This window comes from Bartonella sp. AC158YNML (genome assembly GCF_042196725.1).
Lineage (GTDB): Bacteria > Pseudomonadota > Alphaproteobacteria > Rhizobiales > Rhizobiaceae > Bartonella.
The window spans coordinates 19398-33506 of the sequence record NZ_JBHIQU010000007.1 but is presented as its reverse complement, the minus strand read 5'-3'; the positions used below and the strand labels follow the sequence as shown (position 1 = coordinate 33506).

The window sequence follows — 14109 nt, the reverse complement described above, 5'->3', positions numbered from 1 at the left end:
AATGAAGCAAAGCACACCCCAAATTTGGTTTTCTGATGGAAGAGTCTGAGGAAATCATTGGCGAAGATTCACAACATCGTTTTATTGTTGATCCTTTAGATGGTACTACAAATTTTCTCCATGGCATTCCTTTTTTTGCTGTTTCCATTGCCTTAGAAAGCCAAGGAAAAATCGTTGCTGGTGTCATTTACAATCCCGTGAGTGATGAACTCTTCACCGCAGAACGTGGGTGTGGTGCTTTTTTTAACGACCGGCGCTGTCGCGTTTCTGCTCGACGCAGACTAGAAGGTTGTGTCATTGCCACAGGCATGCCTCATTTTGGTCGCCCAAATCATGGAACCTATCTTATTGAATTACGTAATGTGATGATGGAAGTTGCTGGATTGCGCCGTTTTGGCGCTGCTGCTCTTGATTTAGCTTATGTTGCTTCTGGCAGAACCGATGGCTTTTGGGAAGATAACTTGCAAATTTGGGATATGGCTGCTGGAATACTGATGGTTCGCAAAACCGGTGGTTTTGTCACCGATAAAGAAGGCGGTAGCGATATATTTCGCAAAAAAAATATCATTGCCGGCAATAAACACATTCGCATTAAACTATAAAAAACCCTCAAAAAAGGCATTTAATTCTTACAGTTTTTTACAAAACCCTTAGAATCTTAAAAAACCACATGAAGAGAGAGTTTTTAATTTTCTTACAGAAAACGATAGAAACTCGCGAATGAGATAGTGACAAAAAACATCACCACGAACAAAAAATGTACTTGCTATAAGCCCCCACAAAAGCAATCCCCAATAGCTTACCTTATTGACGTTTCTGTTATTCAAATTCCCCTGCAAACAAACTGAAAAAGGCAATAAACAAAAAAACATCATAACCAAACGCCCCAAAAAGCAATTATCGCACCTGAGGCAAAAACCTCTCCTACTTCTCTTGAGAGATCACTCTTATACTGCGCGCAAAAAAATTGACTCTAGAAGAGCCCACTCTCTCCTTTTTGGTAAGAACTGCTGTACATTACTCTCACTGCTTATCAATATGTTTCACCACCGCGTGTGATAACAGAGGTTTCAGTAAATTCACCGATTCATACAATTGTTATCAGCTTCTTCTTCTTTTCAGCATTATTCTAAAGTATGTATCAAATAGGCATAAGATTTATAAAAATGCACATTTTTGTTCTCGAGAATTGCTTCTTGAAATTCGCTCACGAACTGTTCTTGATCTTTTTTGATAGCCTCTTCCAGTGCATTTACCTTTTTATCACCAAAAATGATTTTTAATTTTTCTTTTGAATTTCCTATTTTGACAAGCATTTTCCAAAAAATCCATTGATTATCACATTTCTTACTTGACCACTTCATCCATTCTATGACTCCTAATTTATAGGCTTTTTCATATGTTGGAGTCTCTTTAGCAATACGCAACCCCTTTTTCTTTTCTTTATCTTTCTCTCTACAAACCTCCATTGCCCTTTTAACCGTGGAGTAACAACAATCCTTATCAAAGGCCATATATCCTTCTTTTACCGTATCAATAAGCTGCTTATAGTAAATAAAAGTTTTTCTTGCCGCTTTATAAGCACTGGAAATATCATACAATAATGCTAGAAGCTCTCTTTTACGAATGCATAGTAATTTAGCATCTCTAGGCAGACTAAGATACCAACAAGACAGTATCTCTTCTAGCGTTTCATATTCTGTATATTTAGGTATATCTTCATAATAAATTTCCAAAGACTTTAACTCTTCATAGTATCCTGAAGCCTTTTTTTGTAGTTGCTGTTCATATTCAGCCGTAATCATATTATCAACCATATATAAACACCAATGAAGCGACAACATTGTATGTTTATATCGTTTTTTTTCGTAAGAGGATCTACAAACTTTTGCAAAGTGATCCTATTCTTTCTCATCAATCGCACTGCTTTGAGATAAGTTTTCTTAAAAGTGATTATGAATGCATTTATTTTTTTGATATGTTCATCAGTCAGTTCTTTTGTCAGCGCCTTTTCATACAAAAACCACGCTTCTCCATATCCTTGCATACAAATATCTTTTACCATCAAAGGCCATTGTCCGCTCGATTCAGAAGATAGCCAATGTTCAGGATTTTTTATCTCCAGTAAATCTCTTTCCCAATGCTTTGCTTCTTCATCCCATTGTTTAATCCATTTTGGCGATATTTTTTGAGTTTTTTTAACAAGCCTTTGTTCCCATTGTGCAATAATATCGTGGTATATCGCGCACTCTCGATCTTTTAGCTGCAGTAATTTCTCAAACTGTTCAAGTTGTTCAATTAATTGCTTTTTATGGCTATTTGCGAACGCCAGCATCAAACTTTCCACAAAATAGGCTATAACTGCCACACTTAACAAAGTCTCCATTGAAAATTCGCAAAACCAAAGCACACCGAGTATGATAATGAATAAAATTGTATCTCCGAATCCTTTCCACACCTTTTTCATAACCTCCACAAAAACCTCTGCCACAACCTCAAAAAGATAGTTTAATATAACCATTCCTATGATAGCGATTGCCCCTATGACTATCAGTAATATGAAGCCCATTACCACTTCGCCCAATTCACTCATTCTTGCCTTCTTTTATTCTCACCAACATTTAACGCAGCTCTTTTATCGATCCCTCGATATTGTGTCATTACGTGTATATCTGATTTGAAAATCACTACATATTATATTTTAATAAAAATAATACACAAAATATAGATATTTTTATTGGTAAAATAAAACAATTTGTATTTAATTGTATTGCTCTTATGCTTTATGCACTTTAAAGAAAAGCCTTATAATTCTTAAAATGCACTCCCATAATATTGGTTCAAAGTACTCAAACGCCTAAAGCCCCTAAAACTTGAGACGCTTCATGAAGAGGACTTATTCTTTCTAAAGTGTTTACCTCACGCAATCTTCCCTGCTTGGTATATGCAAGAGACATGGTTTTAACTGATTTAACATAACCAAATTTGAAATACGAAAATCCTATGGTATTCATGATCTCTCATGAAAAACAATGCGTTATCATTATAAATCAACGTGACAGTGCTGTTATGAAGAGAACTCCTTGCACATCTTAATAGTCCATAGCGATTTAACTGGATATTATTTTATATTCTGTACACAAATGAAGTATTTTTATAAAAATGCTTCATCTCAGGCAGAAAAAAGAACAGCCCGTTAAAAAAGAAAAACACCTTAAAGCTTGCCTTTCTTTTTTCCATGAGAGTTTCAAATTGATAAGCCTGTCTGAAAAGAGTGCTGTTTATGCCTTTAAAGATACTGCTCTTGTATCAAGATCACTTACTCAGATGAGAATTGCAGTTTAGCCAAATGCGCATAAACATTATTTTTTATAATGAGTTTTGTGTGTTCCTTCTTCCACAAGAGAGCCTTTATCCATCACGAGAATACGATCCGCTTTTAAAATTGTTGCAAAACGATGTGCAATGACCAAGGTTGTACGATTTTGCATCAACCCTTCTAAGGCATCTTGCACCAACTTTTCACTGTTTGCATCTAAAGAAAATGTTGTTTCATAAAGTAGTAATACTTTGATTTATAATAATAATTCATTGTCTTGTATGTTGAATGAGAATCTCGAATACCGTAGGATTCTCTCATTTCAAATCGGTTCCATGGTGAATCAATCAAAACTATGTTTCTTGCACGTACCAAGCGGGGAGAGTCCGCGTGAATAAAAAAACTATTAAGAAAAGATTTAAAATGCCTCTCATGAATCGTCTCAAGTGCTAAGGGCTGTAACAACATCCACGAGTTGGCAAATATAATGATGGTGCTGGCTTGCTTTTTCATAAGCGTAAATATGCAGGTGCACAATAGCTTTACCGTTATAGCATTCATGGATGCCGTCGCGAAATAAGCTTGGATGCTCTTTGAGAGATATATCTTTAAAATAAGCCTGTGAAACTGTAACAAAACGGCGTTCTGTTTTCCGTGAGGAACAAAATCCCATTAAAAAACGGAATAAACAAAAGTGTGAGGCAATAAGCAATCTCCATTATTTAAAAGATATTGCTCTGAGCTGGCAAAGTGTGTGATGGTGCTGGCTTGCAGTAAGAGGGCTGCATTTCTTAAAATCGCCTATGCAATACCAATGCGTTGTCTTTGCCCTCCAGAAAGCATGGTACTGCGTTCTCCTCCTTGCGTATCAAAGTCGTTTGGTAAAGCTTGAATAAATTCAAGTGCATTGTCCGCTTTAGCGGCAGCAAGAATTTCTTCTTCATGGGTATTTTCAATTCAAAAAAGATGAACTGTTTGCAATCGTTTTATCTGAGATTTTTATACGCTATGAGAAGAGGTGTATGCGTGTATTTCAAAATGATTTTTGAATTTAAAAAACGCAACCACTACGATTTATAAGGGTTTAAGACCTATCTTTTTCTGTTGGATGCGTTTTTGAATTAAATTTAAAGTGCACTCTTTGACAGGATAAAAAAACCATCGTTTGCAATCGTTTTGTTTAAAATTTTTGTACCCCATAAGAAGGAGGCTTTTACATGCCAATATTACCAAAACGATTTTTGAACTTAGAAAGACGACCACCACGGTCTACAAGTGTTTGGGATCCACCTGTCCATGCTGGATGCGTTCTTGGGTCAATATCTAGATTAAGGGTATCACCTTCTTTTCCCCAAGTGGAACGCGTCGTATATTGGGTTCCATCCGTCATTACAACGGTAATTTTGTGATAGTTGGGATGAATATTCGCTTTCATGCGTCAAACCTTTTGCGTTTATAGAATGAAAGAACACTTACTCATTTTTTTAAGTGCGCTTCCTTTGTCTTTTTGATACACTGATTTAAAGTATTTATTTCTATAGCTGAGCACGCATCAAAAAACAAGTGTTCAAGATACATCATTGTATCAAGTGTTATAAATCATTTAATAGAGTGAGCGAAATTTTATAATGTTACATTATCATTCAGAAAAATCTACGAAATCTTCCCATAAAAAATCTTCATTCTCTTCGCTTGCAATTTTTGTTCCTTATCTTTTGCGCTATCGTTGGTTGTTTATCTTTGCCTTTATTGCTTTGTCTGTTGCTGCTCTGATCACATTAGCTTTGCCAGTGGCTATCCGACAAATGTTTGATCATGGGTTTTCTACTTCAAGCCATGGACATATCAATTTTTACTTCGGAATTTTATTTATCTTAGCTTTGTTTCTCGCATTTGCTTCAGCAGCCCGTTATTACTGTGTTATCACCTTGGGAGAACGGATTGTTGCCGATTTACGGCGTGATGTGTTTGTTCATATTATGAGACTCTCTCCTGCTTTTTTTGATCGGTCACATTCAGGAGAGATTGTTTCAAGGCTTCTAACCGATACAACACAAATAAAATTAGCCGTTGGTTCAACTGCTTCTACCGCTTTGCGTCAGTTGATTATCGTGATCGGAGCCGTCGTGATGATGGTGATCACCAATGCTAAATTATCTTTGCTGGTTCTGGCTGCTATTCCTATTGTGGCCATTCCCTTGGTAGTCTTTGGACGTAAAGTTCGTACGCGTACACGTGCCGCGCAAGATCGTCTCGCAGATGCCAATGCTGTTGCTACAGAGCAGGTAAGTGCTATTCGCACTGTGCAAGCTTTTACCGCTGAAAAACTCGTTACAATACGTTTTTCACAATTGATAGAACGTGCTTTTCAAACAGCACGTGCTTCTGTAATCTTGCGCTCCTTTTTTACGGGGTTTGCAATTTTTTTGGTTTTTAGCAGTGTGGTTGCTGTTTTATGGATTGGATCGCGTGATGTTTTGAATGGAACGATGACAGGAGGGACCTTAGGACAATTTGTCCTTTATGCGGTTTTTGGAGCTTCTACTTTTGCGCAATTATCGGAACTGGGAGCAGAATTAATCCAAGCAGCAGGCGCTGCTGAACGGCTTGCCGAATTGTTACAAGAAAAACCTACTATTGTAGCTCCTAAAAATGCTTTATCATTAGAGCAACCTGTTCGAGGTGAACTTGTTTTTGATCAGGTTGATTTTACCTATCCCTCTAGACCACAAGAGAAGGTTTTACGCTCACTTTCATTTTCTGTAAAAGCAGGCGAAACGGTTGCTTTTGTTGGGGCTTCCGGAGCAGGAAAAAGCAGCATTTTTTCTTTGATCCTTCGTTTTTATGATCCAATAAGTGGAACAATTCGGTTGGATGGCATGGAAATTAATCGCCTTTTTTTACAAGATTTACGCAGTGCAATTTCCTATGTTCCACAAGATGTCGCCATTTTTGATGGAACATTGCGTGATAATATTATTTTTGGAACTGAAAATACCCATGAAGAGGAAATCCTTGCTGCTGCTAAAGCGGCTAATGCACTTGAATTTATTCAAGCTTTACCAGATGGCTTGGATACGCAAGTAGGAGAACGCGGTACCATGCTTTCTGGGGGGCAAAAACAACGCATTGGTATTGCGCGGGCAATTTTAAGAAATGCACCCCTCTTGCTGCTTGATGAAGCAACATCTGCTTTGGATGCAAACAGTGAAAAGTTGGTGCAAGACGCCTTAGACGGGTTGATGCAAAATCGAACAACATTGGTCATTGCGCACCGTTTGGCAACAATTTTAAAAGCAGATCGTATTCTTGTGATGGATAAAGGCGCTCTTGTGGAAGAAGGAACCCATGCCGAACTTGTGGCAAAAAATGGCGTTTATGCCTATCTCGCAAAACTCCAATTTTCACCTGAGTGAGTGATCTTGATACAAGAGCAGTACTTGGGCAGCAGTACTTGGGCGTGAATACCGCGCTTTACAGGCAGAGGATTATTAATTTAAGGGCTCATGGAAAAAAGAGGGATAAGAATTAAGATGAAAAAGAGGAGCAAGAATTGAGGCAGTTTCTTTTTGAATTACAGGTTGTTCTTTTTTCTGCATAAGTTAGATCATTTTTATAAAAACGCTTCTATGTACAGAATATAAAACGATGCCAAGTTAATCTCTATGATTAAGGTGTATAAAGAACTCTCTTCATAATAAAACCGTCATGTTGTTTATTATAAAGATAATTTATTATTTTTCGTGAGAAATCCTAATACCATAGGATTTTCTTATGCTGAACTCTCATAGTGAATCAAACAAAATCTTTTGCTTGCGCATCACAAGTGGGGTTGGCGTGTGGAGTGAAACTGTACAAGAAAGGAGCAAGAACCTCTCTTGCCCCTTTAAGTTCCAAGAACTGTCACAACATTGGAGCGCTGACAAAAGAATATACGCTGGCAAAGATTAATAATGGTGCTCGCTTGCTTGAGTCCCTTATGCAGCTTACTTGATAGATTCTACCCTAAAAACTTACCCCACTCTTTAAAAAAAATTAATATGAAAAATTTTTCATGCCCTCTATCTCAGCGCTCTAAACAATAGTGTTTACCGAAAATCATGACAAGCTGTAATTTATAAATACGCTTCTCTCATCTGTAAAAGTATCCTTTTATTCTCTTTTAAAAAACGAACATTGTTTGCAGATTCTTATTATTGAAAAAGAGCAAAGATTTTTTTAGCGTTTTTGGGTGTCTCTATAATTTTTGTGTGAGCGCGTATGAGCAACAGCTTTTGTAATAAACCCGCTTTTGGCAAAATTGTAAAATTTTATCAAATTTATTGTTTGTAAATATCACCACGACCACTGTTCTTCTCTTGCAGACACAACAACCTCAAAACACTTTCTCTTTGCTCACAAATCGTCTCTCCAACTCTCTCTTCCAGTCATAGCCTATAAAAGTAAGGATAGAGTGCTTTGATTGGACACCATCTTCTCATCCCCAAGACCCACAATCCCATCATTTATATTTACAGCCCTCATTTATAGCACCTCCTGTCGTGCTTTAAGAAGGCATTTTAACGATGATAGGAACGTGTACAAAAGTATCTAGAGCAATATTTTTTAAATAATGGAGATTGCTTATTGCTTCACACTTTTGTTTATTCCGTTTTTAATGGGATTTTGTTCCTCACGGAAAACAGAACGCCCTTTTGTTGCAGTTTCATGGGCTTGTTTTAAAGATATATCTCTCAAAGAGCACCCAAGTCCATTTCGCGACGGCGTCCATGAATGCTATAACGGTAAAGCTATTGAGCACCTTCATCTTTACATTTGTGAAGAAGAAAGACGGCACCATCACACTCTTTGCTAGCTCGTGGATGTTGCGACAGCCTTTGGCACTAGAGAGGGGTCATAGGAGGGATTTTAATCTTTTCTTAATAGTTTTTTTATTCATGCGAGCTTTCCCCGCTTGTGATGTGCAAGGGAATGGTTTTGATTGATCCAAGATAAACAGATTTGAAATGAGAAAATCTTACGTTATTCGGGAAACTAATTCAATATAAATAATGCTAAATTATCATTATAAATCAATGCATTGTGCAAATATGATATATCTTTAGGGTCTTTATGTTTTAAAGCTTGCACAAAATCATAATTTTTTTGTATAGCGAGCCAAGTGTGTGTAAAATACACACCCTAACCATTTCAAATCATTCAGCTGTTTCAAGAACAGATAAGCCAAGTTCTACGATTATATCTTCAATCACAAATTCATCGAAGTGCAGCGGATTTTCATCATTTGTTAGCGCTCCCTCTTCAGTAATCCTCTAGATAATTAACTCATTCAGCATCTATACCAGCAAAGCGAAATATTATGTGCTAATTTTTCTTTACATTCATTAACCAAGAACCCTCAAAATGACCTTTTAGCGGATAGAGCCAAAAGGATGAGTCATTCAAAAATCATTTGGTGATATAACTATATCAAGAGCACCGAGAATATGTCTTAGTTTCTAAGTATAGGCGATTTACTCCCTTTTATCGTATCAGTCTTGTCGAAGGCTTTAAGTCTTTTATGTTTAAATCAAAAAATCATAATTGGATTATATTGCATAAAGATGCTTTTTTTGATTTTTTCATTTAACACACGATAAGGTACCATTTAGGCACGATGAGAAGCTTTCCCCTTATATCATGATTTCAGAGCTGCATGAGAAGAATAAAAGATGATGTGGCTTAATAAGAGAGTTTGTTCATAAGCCGTTTGGGTGTCTTAATCAAGGATGCCGTTAGGCGCCTCTGTAAGGTTTTCCTTGAGCTTGAGGAACCAAGGCTTGTTAGTCCCTTCGTTAAAAGCGGGTCTGATGTCATGATTTTGGAGAGCAATTATGAAGAATTTGAGAGGCTGTCGGCCTCTTATTTTGGATTAAGTTATGTATAAACGAAGGGCGCTTTTTTTATTCAGGGAGAATAAGAACATATCCAGAAGGGGCTAAACGGAATAAGAGAGCGTCGTAACCCCACGCAGCAGACATGCATACAACAGAAAAAACGCCTTCACCAATTATTAACATCAATGCGGACGATATAGCGGCTTCATCTGTGGCTTCGCGGCATTCTATAAGATATCCGAAAAAAAATAAAAAGCACGCTAATCCACTCGCACCTGCAAAGAAGCTTAATACGGCATGAACCGGTCCACGAAGACGGAACAGGATAAGAAAAATTATGAAAGTAAATACTGTAAAGATCCCTTCGAATACCCCACGCACCATATTGCACAATTTTCGCATCATAATTGCAGAAAAGCTCTGTTCTGCGTATCGATTTTTTCTTTTGATGCTTGTATTCTTAGAAGATATGCCGTCCAGAATTCCCCCCGTTTTAAAGCAAAAACGCTATAAATCTAGTCGCTTATAATTATATCATCACAAAAGACAAGAAAAATTTATTCATTTTAACGAAAAAATAGGTGTTTTATTGAGGGGCAAATCTATTTTCTTTTGCAAAAATTATTCAATCCGTTCGTCAATAGAAAGTCTACCCCCATTGAACAGGAAACTATCCTGATGCACAAAAATTTCATAAGCTGTATGTCTAATCAATTCAGAAATCGTAATTCTTCAATCTATCAGCTTATCCACTTTTGCAACTACACTCAAATGGATTCTGCTGATGATAAGTAATGATAACATGAAAAAACATCACACTATAAAACTCTTCAATACAGTATTTGCTTTATGATTTTCACTCAAAAAGCAAGTGCCCATCCATGAACGACACCATACTAAAGTGCTGTGCATTCACAAATTTCCTAGCATTATCTCCCCTTCTCAAAATTGCACCTTTCCCGCAATCTTATCTCTCAGGTAGCACCCATTAAAGACTTTTAAAATATCCAAGGAAACAATTTTCTGAGAAGCTTTCAAGCCTAAAACGCCCCCGCCATTTTATCTATGGTGAGGGCACCCCAAATCACGCAGAAACATGAAAAATCTCTCCGCATTTAAAAACAGAGCTTGTGCTTCAATTGCACGCTTTTTCCTGTTCTTTGGTCCATTGTCCTAAAGCCGCAAGATGATTCATCCGAGCCCGATGACTAAAGGCTTTCTGTGCAACAGCAATATTTTCATTTTTTCCAGCCCATGCTTTTAAGGCAGCTGCTTGCAATGCGCGTCCATAGGAAAAGGTCAATTTCCAAGGCAATGAGCCTAAAGAATTCATGGCAGATAAATGCGCTGTTGCTTCCTGATCAGACTGTCCTCCAGAAAGAAAAGCAATTCCAGGAACAGCAGCAGGAACCGTTTGTTTAAGCACCTGGACGGTCTTTTCAGCAACTTCTTCAACACTAGCCTTGCGTGCATCCTTGCCATCAATCACCATATTGGGCTTTAAAATCATCCCCTCCAAAAGAATACGGGCTTCAAACAATTCTTTAAAGACAGCCTGTAAAACAGCGCGTGTCACCTCAAAGCAACGCGTAATGGAATGCCCACACGACGGTCCATCCATTAACACTTCCGGTTCAACAATTGGCACAATATTCAACTCCTGACACAAAGCAGCATAGCGTGCGAGAGCTTGTGCATTTTGGTTGATGGCCCCTCTTGTTGGCAAAGTATCGGCATTAATAGCAATTACCGCACGCCATTTAGCAAAACGTGCTCCCAAAGCATAATAATCTTTTAGCCGCTCACGAAGACCATCCAACCCTTCGGTAATTGTCTCTTGGGGAAAAGCAGCCAATGGTTTGGCTCCCGTATCAACTTTAATGCCTGGCAAAGCGCCTGAATCCCGAATAAGATCCGTCAACATTTGTCCAGTTGATGCTTTTTGCCGAATGGTTTCATCAAATAAAATGACTCCAGAAATGGCATTTTCCATAGCTTCTTTTGCGCTAAAAAGCATTTCACGATAAGCACGGCGACTATCTTCATGAGATTCAACACCAATGCTTTCAAAACGCTTGCCAATGGTTGCCGTACTTTCATCTGCTGCTAAAATACCTTTACCTGCATACACCAAAGAAAGTGCAATATCTTCAAGCCGTTCGTTCATAAAAAAATCCTCTTTAATTTTGTCTTTAAATTTTCCAAAAGTGCGCACCACGCGCGATATACTCTACACAACAACACACAGTTCTTTTTTTAGCTGCTCTTTAAATAGACATTTAAGCTTGCATAAGGGCAAAAATGCCAGGTAAAATCTTACCTTCCATCCATTCCAAAAAAGCTCCTCCAGCAGTCGAGAGATAAGTAAAATCATTGGCAACACCAGCATGATTAAGGGCGAAAACCGTATCGCCTCCTCCCGCAATTGAAACCAATTTTCCTTTTTGACTACGTTCTGCTGCGTGGCGTGCCACGGCAATCGTTCCTTTATCAAAGGGAGGCATCTCAAAAACACCAAGGGGTCCATTCCACACGAGGGTAGCAGCTTCATCAATTGCAGCATTGATATGCACAATAGAACGTGTACCAATATCCAATATCATGCCATCTTGTGGAATATCTTCAATATCATAGAGACGATGTGGTGCATTTTTTTCAAAGCGAAAGCCAACAACAGCATCTACCGGAAGCAGAAGCTTACATTGACACTCTTGCGCTTTTTTAATGATTTTTTTAATCGTTTCCATCAATGTATGTTCACAGAGTGATTTTCCAACATGAACACCTTGCGCCGCTAAAAAACTGTTGGCCATGCCCCCACCAATAACCAAGGAGTCGACTTTTTCCACCAAATGATTGAGCACAAAAAGCTTACTAGAAACCTTGGCACCTCCCACAAGAGCAATTACAGGACGTGTTGGATTGCCCAATCCTTTTTCTAATGCCTGCAACTCACCTTGCAAAGAACGCCCCGCATAGGAAGGCAACAAATGTGTTATGCCCTCTACCGAAGCATGAGCACGATGAGAAACTGAAAAAGCATCATTAACATAGAGATCGCCATTATGGGCTAAAGCCTCAGCAAAAGAACAATCATTTTTTTCTTCCCCTGAATGAAAACGAACATTTTCAAGCAGTAAAACACTACCATTTTGTAATGCTTCAACAGCTATCTGTGCTACTGTACCGATACAATCGGGAGCAAAAGCAACCGGCTGATTAATGATCTTTTCCAATACTTGTACAACAGGACGGAGTGAAAATTCTGGCTCTACCTTTCCTTTAGGGCGACCACAATGAGAAAGCAGAATAAGTTTAGCACCACGCTTTTGTAGCTCAACGAGTGTTTCTTTATGTCGTACAAGACGTGTCTCGTCACAAACTTTGGCCTGTGCCATAGGAACATTAAAATCCACCCGCACAAGAACACGTTTTCCAGTGACATCAACATCATCAAGTGTGTGAAACCCCATCACTTTTTCCTCTTTATTTTCCATGTGTTTTACATAAAAATGTATCTGCCTAACTTTACTCTCACTTAATGCCTCTTTGCTTTTACATGAATACATGAAAAGGATCTGCTTTTTTTGTTTTTTTCAAACTTTGTCTCGTTTAAATCGCATTCTTTTGAATTCTGTTTTCTCTTGTATTGTTTAAAACCATGTATGTTATTAAAATAAACTGCACCATTCATTTCTCAACAGCGTCTTCTCTTCAACACACGAAACAATCGTCTTTATCTCCTTTTTTAAAGAATGCGCCTTAACTTTTACAAAAACGAGACTTTTTCTTATTCTTATAAGAAAAGGACCCGAAGGTCCTTTTTTCTCCCTTTTTTCTAAATTGTTTGAGCAAAAGCTACAGCCGTATCACTCATACGGTTAGAAAAGCCCCATTCATTATCATACCAAACCAAAACACGACAGAGCTGACCATCAATTACTTTGGTTTGATCATTGTGGAAAATCGCTGAATGAGGATTATGATTAAAATCACAACTCACAAGTTTTTCTTCTGTCGTGTCTAAAATTCCCTTCAGAGGACCTCGTGCAGCCGTAGTCATAGCTGTATTAATTTCTTCAATTGTTGTGGAACGCTTAGCGGTAAATGTTAAATCAACCACAGAAACATTAGGGGTTGGAACACGAATCGACACACCGTCAAGCAGCCCCTTTAATTCTGGCAAAACCAATCCTACAGCTTTCGCTGCTCCTGTTGATGTAGGAATCATAGAAAGAGCTGCCGCACGTGCACGATAAAGGTCACGATGCATTGTATCCAATACAGGTTGATCACCTGTATAAGAATGGATGGTTGTCATAAAGCCCTTTTCAATGCCCACTGTGTTATGCAAAACTTGTGCAACAGGCGCCAAACAATTGGTGGTACAAGAAGCATTTGAAACAACGCGATGCTCTTTGCTTAAAGATTGATGATTAACCCCATAGACAACCGTAAGATCTGCGCCTTCAGAAGGAGCAGAAACAAGAACACGCTTTGCTCCCGCATCTAAATGAGCACTCGCTTTATCACGCGCCGTAAAAATGCCTGTACATTCTAAAGCAATATCGATATCCAAATCTTTCCACGGCAATTGTGCAGGGTCACGCTGTGCGCATACCTTGATTAATCTACCCCCTACATCAATGGCATCCCCCACCACCTCAACAGTTCCAGGGAAGCGCCCATGAACTGAATCATAGCGCAACAAATGGGCATTTGTTTCCACAGATCCTAAATCATTAATTGCAACCACTTTAATATCTTGTCGTCCACTTTCTACAAGCGCACGTAAAATATTGCGTCCAATACGACCAAACCCATTAATTGCAACACGAACCGTCATTTCACATGTTTCCTCATCAATTTTTAAAAGCACACCATTTAAAACACAATAAATAGGTATTTCATCAA

The 14109-nt window shown here is 38.3% G+C and carries 9 protein-coding genes and 3 pseudogenes; 3 read left to right on the top strand and 9 right to left on the bottom strand.

The window, feature by feature from the left end; all coding sequences use genetic code 11:
* Positions 1-35: 35 nt before the first annotated feature.
* The gene (locus tag ACFIM1_RS05280; RefSeq protein ID WP_375609410.1) at positions 36-602 is read left to right on the top strand and encodes an inositol monophosphatase family protein; all 567 of its coding nucleotides are present in this window, start codon (positions 36-38) and stop codon (positions 600-602) included.
* A gap of 522 nt (positions 603-1124) precedes the next feature.
* On the opposite strand, the gene ACFIM1_RS05275 is transcribed toward ACFIM1_RS05280, so the two are convergent.
* The 3 genes and pseudogenes from ACFIM1_RS05275 to ACFIM1_RS05265 form a co-directional block, all read right to left on the bottom strand.
* Positions 1125-1817 (bottom strand): hypothetical protein, encoded by a 693-nt coding sequence (locus tag ACFIM1_RS05275; protein ID WP_375609409.1) that lies wholly within the window; start codon positions 1815-1817, stop codon positions 1125-1127.
* Entirely contained in the window at positions 1802-2593 is a 792-nt protein-coding gene (locus tag ACFIM1_RS05270; RefSeq protein WP_375609408.1) for a hypothetical protein, read from the bottom strand. The genes ACFIM1_RS05275 and ACFIM1_RS05270 overlap by 16 nt, the downstream gene beginning before the upstream one ends.
* Positions 2594-3319: 726 nt before the next feature.
* Positions 3320-3569: pseudogene (locus ACFIM1_RS05265) on the bottom strand (ABC transporter); the annotation flags it as partial.
* Positions 3570-3874: 305 nt separating this feature from the next.
* On the opposite strand from ACFIM1_RS05265, the pseudogene ACFIM1_RS05260 reads away from it, so the two are divergent.
* Positions 3875-4059 (top strand): annotated as a pseudogene (locus ACFIM1_RS05260) (integrase); the annotation flags it as partial.
* A 473-nt stretch (positions 4060-4532) separates the two neighbouring features.
* On the opposite strand, the gene rpmE reads toward ACFIM1_RS05260, so the two are convergent.
* Complete coding sequence (gene rpmE / locus ACFIM1_RS05255; protein ID WP_005774581.1) at positions 4533-4754, bottom strand: 50S ribosomal protein L31; 222 nt, start codon at positions 4752-4754, stop codon at positions 4533-4535.
* 190 nt (positions 4755-4944) lie between these two features.
* Here rpmE and ACFIM1_RS05250 point away from each other — a divergent pair, with 190 nt between their 5' ends.
* Positions 4945-6735, top strand: coding sequence for an ABC transporter transmembrane domain-containing protein (locus tag ACFIM1_RS05250; protein ID WP_375609441.1), 1791 nt, complete (start codon positions 4945-4947; stop codon positions 6733-6735).
* A gap of 1166 nt (positions 6736-7901) precedes the next feature.
* Here ACFIM1_RS05250 and ACFIM1_RS05245 read toward each other — a convergent pair.
* The 5 genes and pseudogenes from ACFIM1_RS05245 to gap all read right to left on the bottom strand — a co-directional run.
* Positions 7902-8094, bottom strand: a pseudogene (locus ACFIM1_RS05245) (integrase); the annotation flags it as partial.
* Between the two features lie 1167 nt (positions 8095-9261).
* Positions 9262-9600 carry a hypothetical protein gene (locus ACFIM1_RS05240; RefSeq protein WP_375609407.1) on the bottom strand — a complete coding sequence of 113 codons (339 nt, stop codon included), beginning with the start codon at positions 9598-9600 and terminating at the stop codon, positions 9262-9264.
* 730 nt (positions 9601-10330) lie between these two features.
* Positions 10331-11362, bottom strand: a complete 1032-nt coding sequence (locus ACFIM1_RS05235) for a class I fructose-bisphosphate aldolase (RefSeq protein WP_375609406.1) — start codon at positions 11360-11362, stop codon at positions 10331-10333.
* 112 nt (positions 11363-11474) lie between these two features.
* Positions 11475-12668: a phosphoglycerate kinase gene (locus tag ACFIM1_RS05230; RefSeq protein ID WP_375609405.1), complete on the bottom strand. Its 1194-nt coding sequence runs from the start codon at positions 12666-12668 to the stop codon at positions 11475-11477.
* A 365-nt stretch (positions 12669-13033) separates the two neighbouring features.
* A complete protein-coding gene (gap, locus tag ACFIM1_RS05225; protein ID WP_375608425.1) occupies positions 13034-14041 on the bottom strand; it encodes a type I glyceraldehyde-3-phosphate dehydrogenase in 1008 nt (335 codons plus the stop codon).
* Between the last annotated feature and the right edge of the window lie 68 nt (positions 14042-14109).

Bases quoted from the DNA above. Each gene is read 5' to 3' on its own strand.
- ACFIM1_RS05280 (WP_375609410.1), top strand. From the start codon at position 36: ATGGAAGAGTCTGAGGAAATCATTGGCGAAGATTCACAACATCGTTTT.
- ACFIM1_RS05275 (WP_375609409.1), bottom strand. From the start codon at position 1,817: ATGGTTGATAATATGATTACGGCTGAATATGAACAGCAACTACAAAAA.
- ACFIM1_RS05270 (WP_375609408.1), bottom strand. From the start codon at position 2,593: ATGAGTGAATTGGGCGAAGTGGTAATGGGCTTCATATTACTGATAGTC.
- rpmE (WP_005774581.1), bottom strand. From the start codon at position 4,754: ATGAAAGCGAATATTCATCCCAACTATCACAAAATTACCGTTGTAATG.
- ACFIM1_RS05240 (WP_375609407.1), bottom strand. From the start codon at position 9,600: ATGATGCGAAAATTGTGCAATATGGTGCGTGGGGTATTCGAAGGGATC.
- ACFIM1_RS05235 (WP_375609406.1), bottom strand. From the start codon at position 11,362: ATGAACGAACGGCTTGAAGATATTGCACTTTCTTTGGTGTATGCAGGT.
- ACFIM1_RS05230 (WP_375609405.1), bottom strand. From the start codon at position 12,668: ATGGGGTTTCACACACTTGATGATGTTGATGTCACTGGAAAACGTGTT.
- gap (WP_375608425.1), bottom strand. From the start codon at position 14,041: ATGACGGTTCGTGTTGCAATTAATGGGTTTGGTCGTATTGGACGCAAT.